Annotated in this window: 16 protein-coding genes and 4 pseudogenes; 10 read left to right on the forward strand and 10 right to left on the reverse strand. The window is 70.9% G+C overall.

The window, feature by feature from the left end:
• Positions 1-890: 890 nt before the first annotated feature.
• From ACFU95_RS35590 to ACFU95_RS35605, 4 genes and pseudogenes are all read left to right on the forward strand, one after another.
• A complete protein-coding gene (locus ACFU95_RS35590) occupies positions 891-1472 on the forward strand; it encodes a LuxR C-terminal-related transcriptional regulator (protein WP_383836681.1) in 582 nt (193 codons plus the stop codon).
• A 472-nt stretch (positions 1473-1944) separates the two neighbouring features.
• On the forward strand, positions 1945-2928 hold the full coding sequence (locus ACFU95_RS35595; protein WP_383836684.1) for a glycosyltransferase family 2 protein: 984 nt from the start codon (positions 1945-1947) through the stop codon (positions 2926-2928).
• A gap of 84 nt (positions 2929-3012) precedes the next feature.
• Positions 3013-4398: a condensation domain-containing protein gene (locus ACFU95_RS35600; protein WP_383836687.1), complete on the forward strand. Its 1386-nt coding sequence runs from the start codon at positions 3013-3015 to the stop codon at positions 4396-4398.
• 69 nt (positions 4399-4467) lie between these two features.
• A pseudogene (locus ACFU95_RS35605) lies at positions 4468-5190 on the forward strand (class I SAM-dependent methyltransferase); the annotation flags it as partial.
• Positions 5191-5465: 275 nt separating this feature from the next.
• On the opposite strand, the pseudogene ACFU95_RS35610 reads toward ACFU95_RS35605, so the two are convergent.
• Positions 5466-5564 (reverse strand): annotated as a pseudogene (locus ACFU95_RS35610) (thioredoxin-disulfide reductase); the annotation flags it as partial.
• Positions 5565-5629: 65 nt separating this feature from the next.
• Positions 5630-5707 (reverse strand): annotated as a pseudogene (locus tag ACFU95_RS35615) (transcriptional regulator); the annotation flags it as partial.
• Between the two features lie 17 nt (positions 5708-5724).
• Between ACFU95_RS35615 and ACFU95_RS35620 the strand changes: the two are divergent.
• Both ACFU95_RS35620 and ACFU95_RS35625 read left to right on the forward strand, forming a co-directional pair.
• Positions 5725-6294, forward strand: a pseudogene (locus ACFU95_RS35620) (flavoprotein); the annotation flags it as partial.
• Positions 6295-6551: 257 nt separating this feature from the next.
• Positions 6552-8273, forward strand: a complete 1722-nt coding sequence (locus tag ACFU95_RS35625) for a hypothetical protein (RefSeq protein ID WP_383836690.1) — start codon at positions 6552-6554, stop codon at positions 8271-8273.
• Positions 8274-8368: 95 nt separating this feature from the next.
• Here the strand turns inward: ACFU95_RS35625 and ACFU95_RS35630 are convergent, their stop codons facing one another.
• From ACFU95_RS35630 to ACFU95_RS35660, 7 genes are all read right to left on the reverse strand, one after another.
• Positions 8369-9010: a cutinase family protein gene (locus tag ACFU95_RS35630; protein WP_383836693.1), complete on the reverse strand. Its 642-nt coding sequence runs from the start codon at positions 9008-9010 to the stop codon at positions 8369-8371.
• 160 nt (positions 9011-9170) lie between these two features.
• Positions 9171-10391 carry a PucR family transcriptional regulator gene (locus ACFU95_RS35635; protein ID WP_383836696.1) on the reverse strand — a complete coding sequence of 407 codons (1221 nt, stop codon included), beginning with the start codon at positions 10389-10391 and terminating at the stop codon, positions 9171-9173.
• 122 nt (positions 10392-10513) lie between these two features.
• Positions 10514-11458 (reverse strand): alpha/beta hydrolase, encoded by a 945-nt coding sequence (locus ACFU95_RS35640; protein ID WP_383836699.1) that lies wholly within the window; start codon positions 11456-11458, stop codon positions 10514-10516.
• Between the two features lie 21 nt (positions 11459-11479).
• Positions 11480-15556, reverse strand: coding sequence for a beta-ketoacyl synthase N-terminal-like domain-containing protein (locus ACFU95_RS35645; protein WP_383836702.1), 4077 nt, complete (start codon positions 15554-15556; stop codon positions 11480-11482).
• Positions 15553-17403: a fatty acyl-AMP ligase gene (locus ACFU95_RS35650; protein WP_383836705.1), complete on the reverse strand. Its 1851-nt coding sequence runs from the start codon at positions 17401-17403 to the stop codon at positions 15553-15555. Before ACFU95_RS35650 ends, ACFU95_RS35645 begins: the two co-directional genes overlap by 4 nt.
• Positions 17404-17456: 53 nt before the next feature.
• The gene (locus ACFU95_RS35655; RefSeq protein ID WP_383836755.1) at positions 17457-19031 is read right to left on the reverse strand and encodes an acyl-CoA carboxylase subunit beta; all 1575 of its coding nucleotides are present in this window, start codon (positions 19029-19031) and stop codon (positions 17457-17459) included.
• 135 nt (positions 19032-19166) lie between these two features.
• Complete coding sequence (locus tag ACFU95_RS35660) at positions 19167-19607, reverse strand: Lrp/AsnC family transcriptional regulator (protein ID WP_383836708.1); 441 nt, start codon at positions 19605-19607, stop codon at positions 19167-19169.
• Between the two features lie 197 nt (positions 19608-19804).
• Between ACFU95_RS35660 and ACFU95_RS35665 the strand changes: the two genes are divergently transcribed.
• The 3 genes from ACFU95_RS35665 to ACFU95_RS35675 all read left to right on the forward strand — a co-directional run bounded on the left by ACFU95_RS35665 (position 19805) and on the right by ACFU95_RS35675 (position 21706).
• The gene (locus tag ACFU95_RS35665; RefSeq protein WP_383836758.1) at positions 19805-20449 is read left to right on the forward strand and encodes an AzlC family ABC transporter permease; all 645 of its coding nucleotides are present in this window, start codon (positions 19805-19807) and stop codon (positions 20447-20449) included.
• On the forward strand, positions 20442-20771 hold the full coding sequence (locus ACFU95_RS35670; protein ID WP_383836711.1) for a branched-chain amino acid transporter permease: 330 nt from the start codon (positions 20442-20444) through the stop codon (positions 20769-20771). Before ACFU95_RS35665 ends, ACFU95_RS35670 begins: the two co-directional genes overlap by 8 nt.
• Before the next feature lie 188 nt (positions 20772-20959).
• Entirely contained in the window at positions 20960-21706 is a 747-nt protein-coding gene (locus ACFU95_RS35675; protein WP_383836714.1) for a hypothetical protein, read from the forward strand.
• 83 nt (positions 21707-21789) lie between these two features.
• Here ACFU95_RS35675 and ACFU95_RS35680 read toward each other — a convergent pair whose 3' ends face one another.
• Entirely contained in the window at positions 21790-22584 is a 795-nt protein-coding gene (locus ACFU95_RS35680) for a polysaccharide deacetylase family protein (protein WP_383836717.1), read from the reverse strand.
• A gap of 253 nt (positions 22585-22837) precedes the next feature.
• Between ACFU95_RS35680 and ACFU95_RS35685 the strand changes: the two genes are divergently transcribed.
• The gene (locus tag ACFU95_RS35685; protein ID WP_383836762.1) at positions 22838-23983 is read left to right on the forward strand and encodes a hypothetical protein; all 1146 of its coding nucleotides are present in this window, start codon (positions 22838-22840) and stop codon (positions 23981-23983) included.
• Positions 23984-24100 lie beyond the last annotated feature (117 nt).

Consider the following 24100-nt stretch of genomic DNA (forward strand, 5'->3'; position numbering starts at 1 on the left):
GCGGGGCATCGGCGACCCTCTCGCTGATCGTCGGCGGCGAGGTCGCGCCGGTCAGCACCGCGCGAGCCGCCACTGCTCGCGCGTACCCGCAAGAGCGTTGCACATGTGAACCACGTTGGATGAAACCGCTTGCCCGAGTCTCCCGGGGGGACCCTCGGTTCTGTTCGGGTGCGCAAGACACCGTGCCCGGACATGGCTGCAGTGCTGCTCGCTGAACGCACGCGAGGCATAGCAACCGGTTTCCATGTAGACCTTGTCGGGTACTGACCCATGAGGCTACGATCGTTCGCATCGGAAATCCGGTGTGGTCAAGGCATCCCCGACCTCAGCGACTCTGCACCACGACCAGCCGTCGTGAGCCCGGGGGCTGAACCGCCTTTGCCATTGTTCGTTCCACATCAGGTGACACGTGAGAAGGACGGGCTGCATATGTCACAGCGTGCTGCTCGCACCACCGGGGAAAGCTCCGGTGCCGGCCTGGCCACCGCCGTCGAATCGGCCCGCGCCGGAACCGGCGTCTTCTGCGCGGCAGTGCGGAGACCCCAAGCCTTTCCGAAGTCTGGGAACAACTCGACGCTACCCTCACTGCCGCCTCTCTGACCTGCAGTGACGGCATTCCGGTGAGCCCGTCCGGCAGTAGCTTCTTCATGTCCGGATGCCGTCTCCAGCTCAATCGCCTATCTGTCAACCGGCTTGAAAAGGATCCACAGAAAAGAAGGGTTGACGCTGCAGAAAAGATAGATTGACAATGCAGTGGTCGGTTACGGCGTATGGAGAATGTGGCCATGAAGTAAGAAGTGGTCGGCGGTCATCCATACTCCAGGACTGGCAAGGCGCACGAAAGTCCCCTAGCAGGCATCCGTGACACGGTATTTCCGCGATGGAGAAATATGATAGTCAGAAGCGGCATCGGGCTGAGTGACGAGATCGACGAGATTCACTCCAGGATGTCGGCCTTGAGTGCACGGGAGTTCGAGGTTCTCCGCCTGGTCGCCACCGGTATGACCAATTACAGCATTGGTATGGAGCTGGGCATCTCCGAAAGAACGGCGAGAGAGCACATCGCGCGCATCATGCTCAAGCTCCGAGTGAGCTCCCGGGTGGAAATAGCCGTCATCGCCACTAAATGGGACTTGTTCAATCTGGTGCACAGGGGCCAATCCAGCGTTTCCGATGAATTAAGTCCGGAGGAGATCGAAAGGGTGCTGGCCACCCACCCCGACGTCGCCGATGTGCAGGTCCTTCCGGTGCCCGATACCGCCCAGGCCCAGGCCCAGGTGCCGGTCGCGAGGGTCGTGCTCCGGCAGGGGTGCGCGCAGGAATCGCTCGTCCGGTGGTGCCGGGAGCGGATGGCGCTGCACCAGGTCCCGCGGCGCTTCGAGTCCGTCCGGGAGATTCCCCGGTCGGCCACCGACAAGCCGCACGCCCGGACGGACACGGGCCCCTTGGCCACCGTCAGGGAGGAAGGGTGAGCCCGGCAGGGGAGCCGAACCTCACGGATCCGAACCCACCCGAAACCCTTGAGGTGGCCGGACGGCTCGTCCTGACCACCGACGGAGCCGATGCCCCCAGTGGGGTCCCGCCGAAGGTCCCGGCCGGGGCTCGGCTCCTCGCCCCTGCCGCCGACCTGGCCTTCGCACGGTCGGGAACGGTGCACATCCGAGCGCGTTCGGTGGCCGCGCCCAGCACTCTGCCACCGGAACTCCGGCGCGGCCCGCCGCAGCCCGGAGGTCCGATCCGACGGTGTCGTGCCGGCAGCGGGGCGAGACCCTACGGGAGATCTTCACGCACGAGATGGGCAGGCAACGGCAGACCCGAGGGGCCTCCGGTCAGTACCGGGTGTTCATCGGAGGGGCCCCAGCGCTCCTCATCGGTGAGACCTTCTCCGCTTCCTGTCTGCGTTCCTGTCTGCGTTTTCCGTCCGCCGGAAAGGAATGGGCCGCCGTGCCGCCGACACTGAGCGTCGTCGTGCCGATGTTCGACGCCGAGCCGTATATCTCCTCCTGCCTCAGGTCGCTGCTTGACCAGCACATGGCAGACATCGAGATCATCGTTGTCGATGACGGGTCCACGGACGGGAGCCGTGGCATGGCCGAACAGTGGGCGCACAAGGATTCCCGTATCCGGGTGCTGGAGCAGCGGCACGCCGGACCGGGTACTGCTCGCAACTTCGGCGTGCGTGCGGCCCGAGGCCGGTACCTCGCGTTCTGCGACAGCGACGACGTGGTGCCGACCACCGCGTACGCCTCGCTCGTCGGGTCACTGGAGACCACGGGATCCGACATCGTCTCCGGAGACGTGCGCCGGCTCGACAGCGCCGGCGTACGACCGCATGCCGGGTACCAGGACGTGTTCGCGCGTGAACGGCGTCGCACGCACATCCGCCAGCACACCGCGCTGGTCCGCGACCGCATGGTATGGAACAAGGTGTTCCGCCGCTCGTTCTGGGACGCGCGCGATCTCGTGTTCACGTTGCCGGAGTACGAGGACGCGCCGGTGATGATGCGCGCGCACATCGAGGCGTCCGCGGTCGATGTGCTGTCGGAGGTCGTCTACTTCTGGCGCATCCGCGAGCAGGGTGCGCCTTCGATCACACAGCGACGCGATGAACCAGCGAACATCGCGGCCTGTATGCGGATGGTGCTCGATACGTTCGAGGTCATCACGACGCTCGCTCCGGAACTGGTCCCGCCCTACGCCGAAGACATGTGCCGCGGCAATGTCCGGCAGGCGCTCCGCGCGCTGCACCTGCACGACGACGCCACCATGGGCGACGCGCTGGCGCCCGCCCGCATTTTCGTCATGAGTCTTCCGGCCGACCTCCTCCGCGCATTGCCGCCGACGGACCGGCAACTCATGGAAGTGCTGGCCCAAGGTGACCTGGCGCGGATCCGTCAGCTCGTGGAGGAACCCTTCTGGTCTCTTTAGCCGGATCAGCGGGATCAGCGAGATCAGCCGCATCAGCCGGAAACTCAGGAAGTCGCCACAGAAGACGATCCGACAGGCGGAGCCGTGCCCGAACACGATGAGAACGCAGCGGGGGAACACGAAGGGCGTCTGAACTGGCCCCAGGCCGACTGGTTCGCCGAGCGCCCCACCGATCCTCAGGTGCTCAAGGAGCACAACGAAGCGGCATACGAGGACAACATCTGCGCCGTGGCCGACGGAAGAGGAGCCACAGTCCCGCAGGTGCTTCAGGCGCTGACTCATGTGGTCACCCGGCATGAGGCCCTGCGCACGCAGCTGTTGTTCGACAGGAACCGCACGGGCAGACAGCGGATCACCCCCGTCTCCGCCCCGGCCGTGGAGGCCGCCGTCTCCGTGGGAAGCGTCCAGGCAGCCGAGGAGCTCTTCACCAGGGTTCGGCACACGTCCTTCGACCTGGCCTCGAAGTGGCCGTTCCATGCGGTCCTGTCGACCTCGGGGTCGCAGGTCCGGGAAATCGGCCTGGTGGTCGAGCACAGCGCGGTCGACGGGTGGGGGATGAACGTACTGCTGCAAGACCTGGACGGCCTGCTGCGCGGAGCACCTCCGACCGGTCCGGACGTCACCCAGCCGCTGGACGTCGTCCGCTGGGAGGACTCCGAGGCGGGGCAGCGACACCTCGGGCGGGCTCTCAGGTACTGGACCGAGCAGTTCGAGGAGTTGCGGAATGAGGTGGGTTCCGCGGGCGGCGTCGATGCTCGCGAGTCGGTCGTGCCCACGGGCTCGGACCGGTACGCCGCCTGCGTGCTGCGTTCCACGTCTGTGCTTGAGGCGGCCGAGGCCGCGTCGTCCAGGCATCGAGTGCCGGTGGCCACCGTGCTGCTGATGGCGTTCGGAGCAGCACTGTGCCGTTCCACCGGCGTACCCGCGATCGGCGTGCTGAGCCTGTCTCACAACAGGTGGCTGGCGAATGTCCGGTCCAGTGTGAGCAAGATGTTCCTCCAGGCTCCGGTGCTCGTGCCGGACCTGTCGTCGGAGGACGTCTCCCATGTCGCGCGGGACACCTACTTCCGGCACACCCAGGCCAGCAGGTTCGCCCACATCGACCGCGCCGAGGCCGAGGCCGTCAGGGCCCGGGTACTGCCCGGCGCGCACTCGATCCAGGTCGCCGGAGCACTGTTCAACTTCATGGACACGTCGGTGAGCCTGCTCCAGGCGGCGCCACGGGGTCCTCTCGCGTCCTCCCTCGCCCCGCGGCCCGTCCACATCCCCGACGGGGAGATCGTCTTCGAAGAGGAGCGCAGCCACGGTCCTCAGCTGATGCTGCATGTCCAACAGGAGGAGCACAGCATCGTCCTGCGGCTCGCCTGGCGCCTGAACGGCGGACTCCCTCGCCCAGGTGACCTCTTCCTGCGTGATATCGGCGACGCGGTCTCGGATCTGGCTCGGGGGGCGATTTTCACGAAACGGTGAGGCGAAGAGCATTCTCGACGGGGGTCGTCCTGACGGCCAACCCTGGGCCCGAAATGGGAGAATTTCATCTTGGTTACTTACCGCAGCGAAAGCACTCGGAAAAAACCTTATCCTCTCGATAGTATTCCGGGATGGTTTTACAGCCTCGATCAGCTGCTCTTTGATTGGCTGCTCACACGCCAAGAGCAGAGCGGAGAGCGTGGTGACTTACTCGAAATCGGCGCCTACTTGGGCAAGAGTGCAATATTCATGGGGCGTCATGTTCACGCCGGAGAGGCGCTCACGGTGTGCGACCTGTTCGAGTCTTCCATCTCGGACGAGGCCAACGCGACGGAGGTGGCGAACGTATATTCGACGCTCACTAGGCGCGCATTCGAGAAGAATTACCTAGCATTTCATGATGTGTTGCCGACGATACTGCAGATCCCCAGTTCAGAGCTTCCAGGAAAAGTGGCCCCCGGCTCCTGCCGATTCGTTCATATTGATGGCTCTCATCTCTATCGAAACGTGTACCAGGACATCGGAACAGCGTACGAGGTTCTTCTCCCTGGAGGTATCGTCGTCCTGGATGACATCCGCGAAGAGCACACTCTCGGCGTCACCGTCGCCGCGTGGGAGGCTGTACTCAGCAGGGGTCTTCGTCCTATCTGCCTGAGCAGTAAGAAGCTGTACGGCACCTGGGGAGACTGTCAGGCCATTCAAACGGACTTGCTCGATATGCTCGGCAGGCGCGACGACTGTGATTTCATTGTGCAAGAGGCGGCCGGCCATCGCATAATCTGCATCAAATCCGTACGTGGTGACGAGCAGAGTGAATCCGACGGCTGATGTCCCGAACGGAAGTGGCCCCAGGACGGCGCCTGCTCGTAGTCTTCCAGGCGCTCGTCCCAGGTATCTGTGGGACGGCGTTGGGTCTTTGAATTTAGGCGGGGTGGAGGTGTCCGCGGGCGGCGGGTGATGACGCGGCGGGTGCGTAGGCGTTGGTCGGGGGATTGCGGAAGCCGTGGGCGGCGCGGGCGGCGAGATTGATCACGCGGTTGATCCCTTCGCTCTCGGCATTGTTGTGGCAGCGCGTCCTCGCTTGACGGGCCGAGCCTGCGGTGCTGCGAGTCGGTCGCCACGATCACGGCCTTCGCCCGGTGGACCGTATCCGCCGAGTCGGTGACGGCCGAGTCCGCTCGCACCGCCGCCGAGCACAAGAGGGAGTGCCCGTGCCCCCCGCCGAAGCCGCCCCGATCGCGGCGACCACGGACGGCTCCACCCAGTAGTACACCCAAGTGCCGCGGCGTTCGGAGGTGAGCAGTCCGGCCCCTCCTTGAGCCTCAAGCCGTCGAGGCCGGACGCGTGAGCGCGGCCACCGGCTTCCGTGCGCAAGCGGTGGAGCGCGGCGGTGGGCGCCTCGTCCTCGTGGCCGAACGGCCGCCGTCTCGACCCGGTCGACGAGGTCATCGTCCGCACAGGTCTCCGCCCCGACCTGCCCTCCCTCTCCGAGCTCCGCCTCGGCCTCGGCGAGCGCCTCCAGACCCCGGCCGCGCACGCCCCGCTCATCGACCCCGACGTCCACTCCCGCGGCACGGTCCACCCGCACGGCGTGGGTGACTCTCACACCCCGAGCAGGGTGCCCATCTCGTCGGCATGAAGTCGTACGGCCGCGCCCCCATCTTCCTCACCGTGACCGGCTACGAGCAGGTCCGCTCCGTCACCGCCGCGATCGCAGGCGACCAGGAGGCAGCCGAGCGCGTCGAACTCACCCTCTCGGAGACCGGAGTCTGCGGCGGCGCGGGCCTCTTCGACGAGCCGGAGAACGCCGAGCAGTCCGGTGGCGGATGCTGCGCCGCCCCCACCACCCTCCGGATCGGCACCGGCGTCCCGGCCTCCGCATCCGGCGGCTGCTGAACACTCCACTCCTCCAAAGAGGTTCGCCATGGCGTCCCGCGTACGGCTCCCTGCGGGCCGCGTGCCGGGTCTCGGCCGTTGCCGGTGCGCCGGCCGCGACAATCGCGGGGTGCGCGAGACGCCGCGAGACCTGATCACCGCGGCGACAGCCTCCAGCGCGGCGCGCTCTGTGCGGTGGTGACAACGTGACGCCGGAAAACTGAGTTCCTGTCAGCACCCCCTGAGCACGGTCTGTCCGAGTCCCTAGCGTCCGGGGCATGGACATGAACCGCAGCAGAGGAAGTGCATGGCGTGGCGCCGCGCTGGCGGTGCTGTTGACCACGGGGACGCTCACGGCGGCAGCCCCCGGTGCCCGGGCGGACGGGGCGCGCACCGAGGTGCCGGTGGTGTCGACGTCGCCGGTCACCGGGGTGCGCGAGTCGGTGGTGCGGGTGAAGGCGCCGTTGCCGGAGTCGGCCGGCCCCCGGCCCGCCGCGTGCGACTGGCTGTCGTACCTGCGCTACCGCGCCGCCGGCGGGCCGGACGAGGCAGCCGACGCGGACCGGATCCTCGTGGCCCAGCCGGGCATCCTGGAGGGGGCCGGGGCGTTCGACAGTGTCGCCCGGAACGTCGTGGCGGCGGCCGCCGCACGCGGTCGGCACATCGAGTTCTGGGCCCTGGACCGGCGTTCCAACTGCCTGGAGGACCGCACCGGCATCGCCTCCGGCGACCAGCACACGGCCGTCGACTACTACTACCGGGGCCAGGAGGTCGACGGGCGCACCTTCGACGGGTACGTCGGCAACGGGCAGTTGGGGTGGATGGCGCGGCTCGGTATCGAGCAGACCGTCCGGGACCAGTACGACCTGCTCTCCGCCGAGCTGCCCGACCAGGAGGTGCGGGGGCGCAAGGTGCTGTGCGGCGGGCACTCGCTGGGCGGCGTCGTCACCGGCTACTTCGCCACCGCCGACTTCGACGGGAACCCGGCCACCACGGCCGACGCCGGACACCACCAGTGCGCGGGCTACTTCGCCCTCGACACCACCGTCTCCACCTCCCTGGCCGACCTCAGCGGCAGCATCCCGGACGACACCAACCTGCCCGATGTCGGGCTCGGTCACGGCGTCGTACAGGCGGGCCTGGACAGTGGCGTGCTGCCCCGTTCGCTGTCCGCCCCGGTGCTGCTCAACCCCGAGACCATGACCCTGCTCGCCATCGCCGGCCTCGGTGCCCTCCAGGCCCCCGCGGCCGAAGCCGACCTGCCCCGCTACCTGCCCGCCAACCTCAACATCGAGGCCACCAACCGCTTCCTGTTCTCCAAGGACACCGCCACCTTCCTCACCGGCTCACCCGGCGTGAAGGACTTCCGGCTCACCAACGCGGCGGTGCTCGGCGCGCTGCTCGACGACAACTCCGTACCCCTGGCGTTCCTCCAGAGCAGCGTCGGCTTCTTCGACGGCGGGCCGGTCGCCGACAAGAGCTTCCCCGTCGCCAACGGGAGCGAGGAGCAGCCCGGGCTGTACGGCACCGACTACAAGGCGATCCCGGGCCGGCCGCACGGGCTGCTGTACACATGGCGCGATTACGACCGTGTGGGCGACGCCGACGACCCCGGGTACCGGTCGGCCGACGGCACGCCCTTCACCGCCGCGGGGAAGGAGGTCACCGACATCCGGGAGCTGGCCCGCAGTCTGGCCGAGCAGCCGTTGGACTTCACCGAGCAGTACTTCCCCACCAAGCTGGTCACCGATCTCGAACTGGCGACCTCGCCGCAGGTCAAGAAGCTCGTCGTGCACCCCGACGGGCTCACCGCCCACCCCACCCTCACGGTCCTCGCGGGCGACGGACTGCTCGCGGGCCGCGTTCCGGCCGACCTGCACCCGCTGATCGCCCCCGGCTACCAGCACCTCGACGTGCTGACCGCCGCACCCGTGCAGAACAACGGCGCGCCCGAGGTCGTCTCCACCGGGCTCGCACGGTTCGCCGACTCCCCGAACTGACCGTCTCCGGCACGTGCCTGGGGCCCGGGAGGAACTTCTCCTCCCGGGCCCCAGGTGTGCGTGTGCCGCGCGGTCCCGTTCGCCGCCGGTACGGCTCAGACCCTGCCCGCGGCGAACGCGGCCGCCGCGTCGGCGTTCGCCGTGTAGCCGAGGTGCGCTCCCACGTCGTTCCCGCCGCTCTCGCAGACGGGGTCACCCTTGGCGCAGAAGTCGATCGTGCGGCTCTGGTAGACGCCGGTGACGCTCTTGCCGAGGGCCCGGATCGGGTTGCCGAACAGCAGGACCGCGGCGACCTTCGGCTCGACCGCGGCCGGCAGGGTGGCCACTATGGGGCTGCCGACCACCGCGCCCTCGCTGCTGATGCCGATGGAGTTGTCGACGACGTTCGCACCCTGCGAATAGCCGACGAGGACGAAACGCTGGTTCGGGCAGGCGGCAGCCTGCTGTTTGACGTGGTTCACCAGATCCGCGTTGCCCTGGGCGGCCGAGGTCAGGGAAAGGTCCGCGGGATAGTTCACCTTGTAGCTGGAGAGGGTTTTTCCGGTGATTTTCTTCTGCAGCGCGGAATACACGGGGTCGCCGACGATGAAGCCGAGCGTGCCCGGTTCGAACGTGCCTCGGGCCGCGACGACGTCGATGTCCGTGCAGGCCGCGGCCGAGGCCGCGGGTGTGGAGAGGGTGACGAGTCCGGCTCCGCCGATGAGCGAGAGCGCGGCCAAGCACAAACGGATACGCATGGGAACCTCCGCGATGGGGCGCGGGATGCGCCTGCGAAAAGGACTTCCCGAACGTATTCGCTGTACTTGACCAAGTGTTATGGACAGGTTTATGGAAGTGCCGCGATTTTTTGTTGCCGGATGAGTATCAGGAGGGTTCGTTCCGTACGAGTACCGGAAATCAGTCCTGCCGGTTGTGCATCGATTCCGCGCGGAGCGCCAGGATCAACTCCAGCCGGGTGTCCGGATCGTGCAGCGCGTCGCCGAACAGCTTCTCCAGCTGACGCAGCCGGTAGCGGACCGTCTGTGGATGGATGTGCAGCCGGGCGGCGACGTCCGGGACGTTGCTGCCGCTGAGCAGCCAGGCCAGCAGCGTCTCGGCGAGCCGGGGCCGCTGTCCCGCCGACACCGAGTCGAGCGGGGCGAGGGCGCCGGACCGCAGCCGGCCGAGCAGCGGCTCGTCGGCGTGCAGCAGCAGCGTCGAGAGATGGTCGGAACAGTGCACCACGTCCTGCCGGGGCAGGATCCCACGCCCCATCAGCCCCAGAGCCCGGGTGGCCCACCGCAATGACCGCGCCGCCTCGGCGAGCGGCACCGTCGGGCCGATCGCGGCCGGACGTCCCCGCAGCGCGAGCGTGAACCCGCGTCCGGCCCACCGTCCGGAGCCGTCGGGATCGGGCACCAGCATGCGGGGCGGCCGGGACCCCATGTCCACCAGCGCCCCCGCCGTGGCCAGCGGCCGGTCCTCCTCGTGCCGCTCGGCGGCGCCCGCGAGCGCCACGACGGCGACCTGCCGCGGCACCGTCCACCGCGCGCTGTGCGCCAGCTTCCGGACCGCCTCCGGGACCAGCGGGCCCTCACCCAGCAGCAGGTCGAGCAGCTGCCGACGGCGCCGCTCCAGCTCGTCCGAGCTGTGCAGCTGTTCCTCCGCGAACCCGGCCGCGGCGGCCTCCGCGACCTCGTGCACCGTCCGGAACGCGAGTTCGCCCAGCGCGGCCACGACCGTCGAGTCCAGCCCGAGCGCCTCCGCCGTGCGCCCCATGATCCGCCAGGCGTGCATCCCGCCCACGCGCAGGGCCGACTGGAGCACGTCCAGGTTGCGGCCCTCCTGCGCCACGGCACGCCCCAGAGCGTTGTACGTCGCGGCGATCGACTCCCCGTCGTCGCGCGGATCGGCGATGTGGTCCACGAACAGGGTCAGCGCCTGCACCACCCCGGCCCTCAGATTCCTGCCGTACGGGCCGTCGGGCGGCAGCGCGTACTCGGGCACCTGACGGCGGACCTCCGCCTCCACCTGATCGGCGACGGCGGCGAGCTGGGCGCGGAGCAGCTCGGCCAGCTCGGCCGGCACCGGCGTGGCACCGGGACCGCTCGTCGGGCTGTGCGGGGCGGGGAACGCCATCGCGGACACTCCTTTCGCCCGGAATCGGTTCGCCCGCGCGGTGTTGCCCGTGGGGCGGGTGGGGCGTCCCTGGTTGGACGGACGCTCCCTCCGGTCCGTTCCGTGCCCCCACGGCACCGACATCACTCCGGTACGCCCAGGGCACGGGCGAGCATCGGCCACGACGCGGCGAACTCCCCTCTCCAGTAGGCCCAGCTGTGTCCTCCGCCCGCATAGAAGTGACGGTCCACCGGGATGCCGAGACGGGCCAGCGCGTCGGTGAAGCCGTGGGCGGAGGGCCACAGGGCGCTCTCCAGCACCCCGGGCAGCGGATCCCCGCCGCCCCCGAGAAGGCCGCTGCCCTGCGAGACGTACAGGGAGGTACCGCGCAGTCCCCCGGCGCGGGCCCGGGGGTTGAAGTCCTGCCAGGTGAGGAGGTTCAGGACCGGACGGCCCCACAGGGAGGCGGCCGGCAGGTTCTCCCGTGCCACGATCGCGTCCACGATGGCGGGCACGCCCGGCGCGGTGGTGTCCAGGACACCGCTGTAGGAGGCCGCCGCGGCGAACACTCCCGGATGCCGGGCCGCGTGCGCCATCGCCCCGTACCCTCCGGTCGAGACACCGGCGACGGCTCGTACGCCGGAGGCCCGGTAGTCACGGGCGAGCAGCGCCGGAACCTCCTTCACCTGGAAGGCCTCGTAGTCGGAGCCGTCGCGCCAGACGCTGGGAATGCCGGTCGGTCCCGCGTCCGGCATCGCCACGATCAGGTCGCGGCCCTCGGTGAAGGACTCGATGTCCGTCTCCCGTGTCCAGGACGTGTGGTCGTCGTGGGCGCCGTGCAGCAGATACAGGACCGGATACGTCCGGGCCGGCTCCGTGTCGAAGCCCGACGGAAGGATCAGCCGCACCGGTGCGCTGCGGCCCAGGGCGGCGGAGGGGACGGACAGTTCGAACGTGCGCGGTCCCAGCCGGGTCGCCGCCCGGGCGGGACCCGTGCCGGTCGCGGCGCCGAACAGAGCGGCCAGACCGGCGGTGGTCGCCGCCTTGGCGACGGTGCGCCGGGACACTCTTGTGGTGCGGTCGGGCATGGTGGCTCCTCGGGTTCCGGTTCAGGGGGCGGGGGTGCGCTCGGCGAGCGCCCGGTCCAGATGCGAGGCGATCTCGTCGACGTACGGCGGGTCGAGCAGCGCCAGATGGTGTCCGGTCACCCGCACGACCTCCAGACACGGGCACACCTCGTCCCAGCCCAGCGCCTCGTCGTCGCGCTCGTACGCCGGATCGCGCACCGTGTGCGGCGCCGGTCCGGTGGCCCGGTAGAGCAGCACCCGGCCGTCGTACCGGCCCGGCCGGTGGGCCTCGCCGATCCTCAGGTCCAGGTAGGAGGCGCGCTGGTGCTCCACCGCGGCGCGCGGCACGTCGGCGGCCGCCCGCAGAGCCCGGAGCACGGCGTCGATACGGTCCCTGTCGTCGTCCATCGCCACCAGGCCGTCGTACGGCAACTCCAGCCGCACACCGTAGGTTTCGGCGACGTGCCCCGCGAACCCCTCGAAGTGGGCCCGGATCCGGTCGGCCGGCGTCAGACCGGGCCGGGGGAGGGGGCGTACGGAGTCGATGAGCACCACGAGCGGTACGTCCCGTCCGGCGGCGGCCAGCTGCCGTGCCGTCTCCTGGGCGACGAAACCGCCGAACGACCAACCGCCCAGCAGCACGGGCCCGTCGGGGTGCGCGGCACTGATCGCCTCGGCGTAGCGGCGCGCCTTGTCCGGCACCGTGCGGGCCTCGTCGATCCGGTCGAGTCCGAACACCGGCTGCTCGGCGCCCAGCCCTTCGGCGAGCGCCCGGTACACGCTGGTCGGACCCCCGGCCGCGTGCACGAGGAACAGCGGGGGCCGGGAGCCGGTGGCGCGCAAGGGACGCGGGGACGCGCCACCGGCCGACCCGGGGAGGGCCTGCTCGATACGGTCGGCGGCTTCCGCGACGGTGCCGGCGCCGAGCAGGTCGCGCAGGGGCAGTTCGACACCGAACTCGCGCTCGACGGCCGTTCGGACCCGGATCGCCATCAGGGAGTCCAGGCCGAGGTCGGCGAGCGCGGCGGTGGGGGTGAGGCGGGTCGGCGGGTGTCCGGTCACGGCGGCGATGTGGTGCATCAGGCGGGCCAGGAGGGGGGAGTGCTCCGCCGGGCGCGAGTGCGAGTGCGGGTGCGGGTGGCTGTCGGTGGCCGGTACTGCCCCGACCTGCCGTCCGGCCGACGCCGGCTCACCCGTCGCCCGCGACCCGGCGGGCCCGCCCACCGCTCTCGCCCTCCTGTCCGCCCTCCCGTCCGTCCACCAGTGCCGCACATGCCGCCAGCGCGGACCGGGCAGGTCGATGACCCGGCCGGGCGGCAGCGGCAGCCGCTGCCCCGCCGTGTACAGGGCGCCCAACTGCCCGGTGAACGCCGCCGATCCGTCCGCGTCCCGGCGCAGCGTGGCCAGGGCGAGCGCGCCGGGCGCCGAGTCGGTGACGGCTCCGGTGAGCACCGGATGGGGTGAGATCTCGACGAACGCGGTGTGTCCGTCGGCCGCCGCTGCCGCGAGAGCTCGGTCCAGGCGCACCGGCCGCCGCAGGTTGGCGGCCCAGTGGGCGGCGTCGAACGCGCTCTGCCCGCGTGGGTCGTCGAGAACGGTGGAGTACACGGGGACGCGCGCCCGGCGCCCCCGCACACCGGCCAGCGCATCGGTCAGCCGCGGCAGCAGCGCGTCGACCTGCGGGGAGTGCCCGGCGCCCACGACCCGCATCGCCCGGACGGTCCGGCCCTCCTGCTCCAGACGGCTCACCAGACGGTCCACCGCCTGCCCCGCTCCGGTCACGACCTTCTGCCGCGGCGAGGAGTGAACGGCGACCTGCACTCCCGGGAAGTCCCGTGCCAGGCGGTCGAGTTCGGAGTCGTCCAGGTCGGCCACGGCCATCGCACCGCCCCGCAGCCCGCTCAGCAGCCGAGCGCGTACGGCGACGACACGCGCCCCGTCCGCCACGTCCAGGGCACCGGCGCACACGCTCGCCGCCACCTCGCCCATGGAGTGGCCGATCACGGCCGCGGGCTCGACGCCGTAGGAGCGCCACAGTTCGGCGAGCGCCAACTGCACGCCGAACAGCAGGGGTTGGGCGGTCTCCAGACGGTCCAGGCCGGTGCCGGACGCCAGCTGGTCGTACAGCGACAGGCCGCCGCACTCCGCGGCGAGCTGCGGGTCGAGCTTCTCCACGGCGGCGGCGAACGCGGGTTCCTCGGCGAGCAGCCGGCGTCCCATGCCGGGCCACTGCGTGCCGTACCCGGAGAAGACCCACACCGTTCCGGGCCCCACACGATCCCGGTCACCGGTCGTGACCCGCCCGTCCGGGCGACCGGCCGCCAACTCGTCCAGCGCGTCGGCGAGTTCGGCACGGTCCCGGGCCACCACCGCGGCGCGTACGGGCCCGCGGCCGGTGCGCCCGGCGAGCGTGCGCGCCACGTCGGCGGGGTGGGCGGCGTGCCCCTCGGGGGTGCGGAGCCATGCGGAGAGCCGGGCCGCGGTGTCGCGGATCCGCTCGGTGTCGGCGTCGGAGAGGACGTGCAGACGGGCCGCGGGTTCGTCGGTGGGAGGTGAGGGCGGGCCGACGGGCCGCCATTCCTCCAGCACGGCGTGGGCGTTGGTGCCGCCGAACCCGAATCCGGAGACTCCGGCGGTGGCGGTGCCACCGTAGCGGGGCCACGGCTCGGGCTCACTCACGACGCGCAGCCGGTCGTCGCGCAGGGCGCTGCCGTCCTCGCTGTGCAGGGAGGGCGGGATGAGGTCGTGGTGCAGGGCGAGCACCGTCTTCACCAGGCCGGCCACTCCCGCGGCGGACTCCAGGTGACCGAGGTTGCCCTTGACCGAGCCCAGCAGCAGTGGCTGGTCGGGGTCGCGGCCGGGCCCGAGGACCGCGCCGAGCGCGCCCGCCTCGATCGGGTCGCCCAGCGGGGTGCCGGTGCCGTGCGCCTCGACGTGGTCGACGTGCGCCGGGGCGAGCCCGGCCCGCGCGTAGGCCGTCTCCAGCAGGGCTCGCTGGGCTGCCGGGTTGGGGGCCATGAGGCCGTTGGACCGGCCGTCGGAGTTGACGGCCGTGGTACGGATCACCGCCAGCACCCGGTCGCCGTCGCGCTCGGCTTGGGACAGCCGCTTGAGGACCACGGCCGCGCAGCCCTCGCCGCGCCCGATGCCGTCGGCCGCCGCCGAGAACGGTTTGCACCGCCCGTCCGGTGCGAGGGCACCCGCCCGCCGGAAGGCGACCGTGACGGCGGGCGACAGCAGCAGGTTGACGCCGGCGGCGATCGCCGTGTCACTCTCACCCGCCCGCAGGCTGACGCAGGCGTGGTGCACCGCGACCAGCGACGACGAGCAGGCGGTGTCCACGGCGAGGCAGGGCCCGCGCGTGTCCAGGACGTACGCCAGCCGGCCCGCGGTGACGCTCAGGGCCGCGCCGGCGGGGGCCCACGGGTCGACGGCGTCGGGATCGGCGCCGGTCAACTGCCCGTACTCCGGGGCGGAGACCCCGACGAAGACGCCGGTCGCGGTGCCCGCCAGGGTCCCGGCCGGGACGGCGGCGTGGTCGAGCGCCTCGTGGACGACCTCCAGCAGGATCCGCTGCTGGGGGTCCATCACCGCGGCCTCGCGCGGAGTGATGCGGAAGAAGTCCGCGTCGAACCCGGCGATGTCGTCGAGGTAACCGCCGTAGGGATGCGCGTCGGCGGGCGGGAAGGCGGTGAAGTCCCGCCAGCGGTCCTCGGGCACGCGCCGGATGGCGTCCACGCCCTCGCACAGCAGCCGCCAGTAGTCGCCCGGCCCGTGCACGCCGCCGGGCAGCCGGCAGCCGACGCCGATGACCGCGACGGGCTCGCCCGGCGAACCGTCCGAGCCGGGCGCCATGACGAGCGGCGCCGGCCCCGGGGCCGTACCGCACAGCCGCGCCACCAGTGCCTCCCCGGTCGACGCCTCCCACAGCAGGGTCGGCGGAAGTTCGCAGCCCGTGGCGCGGGACAGCTCCCCGGCCAGGGCGACCGCGTCCCGTGAGGACATGCCGAGATCCGCGAGCTGCTGGTCCATCGGGACGTCTTCGGGAGCCGTGCCGTGCCAGGAGGCCACCCGCTCGGCGATCACCCGACGCAGCGCCGCCGCGTCGACGCCCCTCATCCCGCGGCCCTCGACGTGGTACCGGCCGAGGCGTCGGCCGGTGGTGTTCCGGCCGAGGGGTCGCCGTGCGCCGCGTCGCCGCCCCGCGCGTACGCACCGTCCAGGTACCGTGCCCGGGTCAGAGCCCGTGACACCTTGCCGCTGGAGGTGCGGGCGACCGTGCCCGGCGGCACCAGCACGACGTCGGCGAGCCGCAGCCCGTGCCGCCCGGAGACCGCGCCGCGCACGGCCCGCACCACGGCCCGCACATCGAGTTCGGCCAGGGACACGGTCCGTATGTGCTCGGCCACCACGACCACCCGTTCTCCCGTGGCACCGGGCACGGCGAAGGCGGCGAGCCGGTCACGGCGCAGTGCCGCATGGGCTTCCTGGGCCGTGGCCTCCAGGTCCTGCGGGTAGTGGTTGCGGCCGTCGACGATGACGAGGTCCTTCAGCCGCCCGGTGACGATCAACTGCCCGTCCAGCAGCGCGCCCAGGTCGCCGGTACGCAGCCACCGGCCGCACGGCGCGTCCGAGGCGCCGGCGAACCCGGCCCCGAAGACCCGCTCGCTCTCCTCCCGCCGGTTCCAGTAACCGCGGCCGACGTTGGGCCCCTGCACCCAGATCTCCCCGACCTCCCCCTCGGACAGGACGGCACGGGTGACGGGGTCGGCGATCCGGACCCGCTGGCCCGCCGGGCTGCCGCAGCCCGCCAGCAGCACGGCCCTGGGGTCGTCGGGCCGCGCGGGCAGGGCCTTCCCGGCGGCCAGGGCGTCGCGGTCCAGAGCGAACCGGCCGAGCGGCTCACCGGGCCGGGCGGCACTGACGAAGACGGTGGCCTCGGCGAGTCCGTACGAGGGACAGTGGGCCGTGGCGGGCAGGCCCTGGTCGGCGAAGGCGGCGTGGAAGCGGTCGGCCGTGCCCGGGCGGACGGGTTCACTGCCGTTGATCAGCGCGGCGACACCGTCGAGGCGGAGGTCCGCCTTCTGGCCGTCGGACACCGCGCCGACGCAGTAGTCGTACGCGAAGTTGGGCGCGGCGCTCATGGCTCGCGGATGGGCGCCGAGCAGCCGGAGCCAGCGCACGGGCTCGTTCAGGAAGGCGGCCGGGTCCATCAGCACCGTCAGCGCACCGCGCACCACGGGCGCGGCGACACTGAGCACCAGCCCCATGTCGTGGTAGAGCGGCAGCCAGCCCACGAAGGTCACCGGATGCGTGTCGACCCCGTAGGCGGACAGCCCCTGCCGGGCGTTGGCGACGACGTTGGCGTGGGTGATCTCCACACCCGCCGGAGCACGCGTCGAACCGGAGGTGTACTGGAGATAGGCGGTCGCCCCGGCGTCCGGGTCGACCGGCCGCCAGCCCCGGGCGTCGTCGTCCGGCACCTCGTCGGCACAGACGATCCGCGTCCGCGCCTTTGGGCCACCGCCGTCACCGACCGCACGCGCACAGAACTCCCGTACCTCCTCCCGCACCCGACTCGTGGTCACGACGGCCGCGGGGAGGGCGTCGGCCAGGACACCCGAGAGCCGGTCCGCGTGCCCGGGCAGGCCGGGCGGATACAGCGGCACGGCGACCATCCCCGCCGCGAGCGCCGCCAGGAACCCGGTGACGTACTCCGTGCCCTGCGGACACGACAACGCGACCCGCGCGCCCGGTTCGGCCTCCTCGGCGAGGCGGGCGGCGAGCGCACGCACCCGCAGGTCAAGGCGGCGCCAGGTCAGGGTGCGGTGGACGCCGCGTGAGTGGGGCGCGGGGTACTCGACGAAGGTGAACGCCCGGCGGTCGGGGGTGGCCTCGGCCCAGTGCCGCACGTACTCGGGCAGGGTCCGGCACGCGGGCGTGAGTGGGGGGCGGCGGCTGTCCATGGGGTGTGGCTCCTGACGTCGCGGTATGGGGGGACGCGCCTGCGGGGACGGGATCAGAGCGGGATGTTGCCGTGCCGGCGCTGCGGCAGCGGCGCGCGTTTGCCGTGCAGGGTGTTCAGGGCACGGCAGATGTGGTCGCGGGTGTCGCGCGGGGCGATCACGGCGTCGACGTATCCGCGTTCGGCGGCGAGGTAGGGCGTGCCGTGGGTGCGCTCGTACGCGGCGACCAGGCGGGCGCGCAGCGCCTCGGGATCGTCGGCGGCGGCCAGCTCACGCCGGTGCAGGACGCCCACCGCCCCCTCGGCGCCCATGACGGCGATGCGCGCGGTGGGCCAGGCGAGGTTGATGTCGGCCCCGAGGTGCTTGGAGCCCATCACCGCGTACCCGCCGCCGTACGCCTTGCGCACCACGACGGTGACCTTGGGGACGGTGGCCTCGGCGTAGGCGTACAGCAGCTTGGCGCCGCGGCGGATGATGCCGCCCCGCTCCTGCCGTACGCCGGACAGATAGCCCGGGACGTCGGCGAAGGTCAGCAGCGGAATGCCGAACGCGTCGCAGAACCGTACGAAACGCGCGGCCTTCTCGGAGGCGTCGATGTCGAGGACCCCTGCGGCGTGCAGCGGCTGGTTGGCGACGACGCCGACCGACCGGCCCTCGACGCGGGCCAGCGCGCAGATGATGTTCGGCGCGAACAGCTCCTGCACGTCCAGCAGTTCACCGTCGTCCACCACCGCCCGCAGGATCTCCCGCATGTCGTAGGCATGCCCGAGCCGGTCCGGGACGACGGAGTCGAGCAGGTCTCGTTCGAGGGCCTCGCCGGGCGCGTACTCCGGGGGCCGCTCCAGGTTGTTGGCCGGCAGATACGACAGCAGATCGCGTACGACGTCCAGGGCGTCCTCCTCGTCGGCGGCGAGGAAGTGCGCGTTGCCGTTGACGGTGTTGCTGGTGCGGGCGCCGCCCAGTTCCTCGGCGGTGGCGCGCTCGCCGGTGACCGTCTCGATGACGTCGGGGCCGGTGACGAACATGTGCGAGGCGCCGTCGACCATCACCGTGAAGTCGGTGATCGCGGGGGAGTAGGCCGCCCCGCCCGCACACGGCCCCAGGACGACCGAGATCTGCGGAATCACCCCGGACGCCTGCACGTTGCGCCGCACCAGCTCGGCATAGAGGGCGAGTGAGGCGACGCCCTCCTGGATACGGGCGCCGCCGCCGTCGTTGAGCCCGACGACCGGGCAGCCGGTCTTCAGGGCGAGGTCCATGAGGGCGACGGTCTTCTCGCCGAACGCCTCGCCCATGCTGCCGCCGAAGACCGCGGAGTCCTGCGCGAACACGCACACCCGGCGCCCGTCGACCGTGCCGTAGCCGGTGACCACCCCGTCGCCGTAGGGCCGTCGGCCGCCGTCGCCGGCAGGCCGCGCCCGCACGAACAGGCCGGTCTCGGTGAAGGATCCCTGGTCCACCAGCCGCTCGATGCGCTCCCGGGCCCCGAACCTCCCTCGCCTCCTCGCCCCGCCCGGTGCCAGGGCCTGCTCACGGCGGCGGGCCAGGTCGGTGATGCGTTCCACGGTGCCCTGGGGCGCGTGCGCGACGCCCTGCGCCGGACCGGATGTCGTCGCCTCTTTCGTCACAACCACCTCCGAAGTGGTTGTCGAATATGGCAGCGCGGGGGCGAATGTCTGAGCGAATCACCCGCGCCTGTGGGGGAGTTGAGTCCTCCGGAACGGAATTTCATCCCCGTGTGACAAGCGAGCAGGGCTCCGGGCTCAGTCGTTCGTCTTGATCTTCTTCATGGTGAGATGGGATTCCAGGCGCAGGACGGCGGGCAGGCCGCTGAGCCTGCCCGTGAGGAAGGCTTCGTAGGCGGCGTGGTCGGCCACGGCCACGCGGAGGAAGTAGTCGGGGCGGCCGTACATCCGACGGAACTCGATGACCTCTTCGTACGAGGCCACGGTGTTCTCGAAATCCTCGAAGGTCCTACGGTCCGTGGCGCTGACCTCGACGTCGACGAGGACTTCCAGCCCTCGGCCCAGCGCTTCGGGATCGATGACGGCCCGGTAGCCGGCGATGACCCCGGCCTCTTCCAGGCGCTTCACCCGGCGCAGACAGGGCGGCGGGGTCAGGCCGACCCGCTTGGCCAGCTCGACGTTGCTCAGCCGCCCGTCCTTTCGCAGATGAAACAGAATGTCTCGGTCCAAGGCATCCATGCTCACTTTATTACTCATTCAGAGATCATAGAGCCATAATCCGCAACCATATGAGGCGGAGTCTTTCCTAAAATATCTCCATGCCCATAAGTCCTACCGCTGCCGGTGACCCGTCGCGGTCCGCTCCCGCTCCCGCCCCCGCTCCTCGTCCACGGACACCCTCCGAGGTGAGTTCCGCCTTCCGCGACTCGGCATCGGTGGGACTGGGCTTCGTCCCGCTCGGGCTCGCCTTCGGGGCACTGGTCGTCCAGTCGGGCCTCGACTGGTGGTGGGCGGGCCTGTCCGCCGCGCTCGTCTACGGTGGATCGTTCGAGTTCCTGCTGATCGGCATGGTCGCTGCCGCCGCGCCGCCGGCCGCCATCGCGGGGACCGCGTTCATGGTGAACATCCGGCACGTCTTCTACACGCTGTCCTTCCCCTTGCACCGGATGAGGGGACGCCTGGGGAAGGCATACGGCACCTTTGCGCTGAGTGACGAGGCATACGCCCTGACCGCCGGCGAGAAGGCCCAATCCTGGTCCGGTCGGCGCATCTTGTGGCTACAGCTCTTCATGCACCTGTACTGGGCCGGCAGCGCGACCGCCGGAGCTCTGCTCGGCTCTCTCGTTCCGGACAGCGTCACCGGCCTGGACTTCGCCCTGACCGCCCTGTTCACCGTCCTCGCGCTCGACGCCCTCAAGGACCTCCGCGGCGATCTGTCCACCCCCGCGTTCGCCCTGCTCAGCGCTGTGGCCGCCCTGCTCCTGCGCCCCGGGCAGATGCTCCTGGCCGCGTTCGCCCTGTTCACCGCCGGGCTCCTCACCCGCCATGTCACGACCACCAGGAGGCCGAGCCGTGCCTGACACCTTCTACGCCGTCGCCGCTGTCCTCGTGGCCGCCGCCGTCACGTGGGCCCTGCGCGCCCTGCCCTTCGTCGCCCTCGCCCCGCTGCGCGCGAGCGCGGCCGTCCAGTTCCTCGGCAGCCGCATGCCCGCCGGCGTCATGGTGATCCTGGTCGTCTACTGCCTGCGCGATCTGCGCCTCTCCGAGACGCGCGCCCTGGCCCCGCTCACGGCCCTGGCCGTCACCGTCGGCCTGCACCTGTGGCGCCGCAACGCCCTGCTCAGCATCCTCGGCGGCACGGCCGTCCATGTGGCCCTGGCCAGCACGGTGTTCGCCCACTGAGCCCGTCTCGGCGCGCAGGGCCACGGCAGCGTGTCTTGAAGGTCTCTGGCGCGTTTCAGACAGTATGAGTTCGCCTTTGCTCCTCGAAGACCTTGACCAGGCCGTATTCCGGCGGAACGCCTTGTCCGCGGAGCTGATGACATGCAGGACGAAGCCCTCGACCAGGCCGGGCGGGGAGTGACCCTGTCGTGCTCAAAGCCCTTGTCGAACAGTTCGTGGAAAGCCGCCGGCACAAGCGGGACCTGGCAAACCGCCGCTGGCAGCAGGAAGAGCGGTGGCGCGAGGAGGACCGAGCCGTGGACCTCGCCGCACGTGCCGCGAACGAGGTCTCCGCTACCCGGCACGGCGAGGTGATGCGGCGACTGGCGGGCATCTCCTACGTCACGCTGCGCTGCCACGAGGACACCTGGACCTTCATGGCGCGCGCGGCCTTCGGGGTGTGGAAGCCGTTCTGGTCCCAGAGCACGTACGACGCGGGGAACCGGGCCGGTCCTGACGGCAGGCACCTGGCCCTGTTCACCGCCGGTCCGAACCTGCCGAAGGGCCGCATCACCAAGGGTGCCGACGGGATGCAGGACGTGTTCGTCTCGGGGCACAACCTGGTGCGGATCCTGGACGCGCTGCGTACCGTCACCAGGTCCGACGACCCGGCGCGCGCCGCTCAGGGCAGGACGCTGTACGAGAAACTCTCGGCGGTGGCCGGAATGATGGATCCGGCTGAGCCGGCGGGCAGGACCACCGGGTTCATCGTGCGTATCGACGACAGCCTCGGTGAGCGGCACACGCACAAGCCCTCAGGGGCCCTCACGACGGCGGCCGTACGGACGACTGCCCCGGTACGCGCCACCGCTGTGCTCCATCGCGACCTGCCCACGCTGCCGGCGTCCTCGCGGCGGTGCGAGGTGGTGTCTCCGTCCCGCGGAGACGCGTCCTGATCGTTCCGATCGCCCTCGCGGACCAGCCGCCTGCCAGGCGGCCGGTCCGCCTGCCGCACACCATCGGGCAACTGCCGCCGAGGTCAGCGCACGGGGAAGCCGAAGGAGTAGCCCTGTTCCTTCAGCCACGGCAGGACCTCGCGCAGGGCGGCCACGGTCTGGGAGCGGTCTCCCCCCGCGTCGTGGAAAAGGAGGGTCGGGCCGTTGGAGATCTCGTTCTTGACGGTGGCGACCATCGCCTGGGTGCCGGGGCGCTCGAAGTCCTTGGAGTCGATGTTCCAGCCGAGGGGGCGCATTCCACGGGACGCGGCGACGTGGCGGCTGTAGGGGGTGAAGGCACCGCCCGGGGCTCGGTAGTACATCGGGCGGACGCCCCCGGAGGCCTCGGTGATCATGCGCTCGGCGTCCAGGATCTGCTGTGACTGGTAGGACTCGGACTTACGGTCCATGGTGACGTCGTGCGAAACCGTGTGGTCGCACAGCCGGTGCCCGGCCGCCACCACCGCCTTGACCAGGTCCGGGTGTGCCCGGGCCTGCGTGCCCACCATGCAGAACGTGGCCTTCACCCCGTTGTCCCGCAGCACCTCCAGCACCTGCGGTGTCCAGACGGGGTCCGGCCCGTCGTCGATGGTGATGTTGACGCTGTGGGCGCCGCCGTCCGAGGCATGCGCGATCTCCGCCGACACGGGCGCCGTCTTGCGGCCCTGCGGCTGAGCGGGCGACTTGGCGGCAGGCGCCGAGACGGCCGCCTGGGCGGGTTTTTCCTCGGTGGGCCCGAGTCGAGCGCTCCAGAACGAGGTCGCCGCGGCCACCGCGGTCACCCCGAGCGCCGCCGCGAGCACCTTGCCGTACCATCCCCGTCCGCCGCTTCGCACCATGTCTTCTGTTCCTTGCCGTCGCTGTGGAGCCTGTGCATCCGGCAAGAGGGAGGAAGGCGGCCGAAGGATCCGTCTGTTACCGATCACGCACAATCCCGTCCGGCCGGCGTACCGGGCGGACGCTTCTCTCTCCCCCCTCGCACCCAACCTGCCTTGCCTTTCCGCCATCTCAAGGAGGGGCGCACGAGCTGAGGGCACCGTGCGGGGCGTCAGGAATCGGGAGGGACACAGCGTGTCGGCCATCAGCCAGCGGATGCACCTGGTGCTGCTCGCCGCCTGGACCATGGTGTGGTTCGCCGTGGTCCAGCCGAACGGGGGCTTCTCCTGGCACTATCTGCGTACGGGTGGGGAGTTGCTCTACGCGGGCTCGGGCAGGCCGGATGGCGGTCTGAACCTGTACGCCCACCACCCCGAGCTCCAGATGGGTCCGGTCAGCTTCCTCGCCGCGGGACTGTTCCACCCCTTTCCCGAAGCCGTCGGGCAGTTCCTGGCCGCCGCTGTGATGTCCCTGCTCGGCCTGCTGATCCTGGTGGTGGCCGGACGCAGCGCCGCCTGGCACTTCCTGGGGACCGGCACCAATCACCAGCGGCTGCGGCAGCGGGTGCTGATCGCGGGGCTGGCCTTCATCCCGATGTGGATCGAGGTCGCCGTCCGCTTCGGCCACCTCGACGACGTACTGGCCCTCTTCTTCACGACCCTGGCGGTACGCGCCCTCACCCGCGGCAACGCCGCCGCGACGGGCGTCTTCCTGGCCCTGGCCATGGACTCCAAACCGACCGCGCTGGCCTTCCTGCCGCTGCTGCTCGCACTGCCGAGACGGCAGTGGCTGCGCGCGGGTCTGTGGTGCGCCGCCCTGGTCGCGGTCGTCTGGCTGCCGTTCCTCCTCGGCGCCCCGCAGTCGTTCGCCGCGGCCGAGTTCACCATCCCCAACCAGCCCGCGTCCGCGCTGCGCTGGCTCGGCGTCGACGATCCGCAGACCCCTCCCTGGGACCGGCCCGCACAGGCGGCACTGGGGCTGGCGCTGGGCTGCGTCGCGGTCTGGCGAGGCCGCTGGCCGGCCGTCGTCCTGCTCGGTGCCAACGCCCGGATCGCCCTGGACCCCAGCGTCTACACGTACTACACCGCCTCCGTCCTGCTGGGCACACTGCTGTGGGACGTGATCGGGCAGCGGCGCCTGGTGCCCTGGTGGAGCTGGATCGCACTGATCACCCTGTACGGCACCGTGTTCGTCGTCCCCGACGACGCGGCCCGCGGCCTGATCCGGCTGGGCTTCGTCGTCGTATCCACCGCATATGTCCTTTGCTGGCCGGTGCGGGACCGGCGCCGGCGACACCCGGCGCGCCGGAAGGACCCCCTCCCCGACGCCTCAGGGCAGCGCCCCGCCCCCGAGCGCTGCTGACCGCACCGTCAACCCCTGAGGGGCCGGTTCGCGTCGTATCCCCATGAAAGCCATTCCGATAACATGATCGACCTAACGATCACGCCTATTCCATCAATATATAGCAAATCGACCAAA

It is taken from the genome of Streptomyces sp. NPDC057623, from assembly GCF_042800355.1.
Classification (GTDB): domain Bacteria; phylum Actinomycetota; class Actinomycetes; order Streptomycetales; family Streptomycetaceae; genus Streptomyces.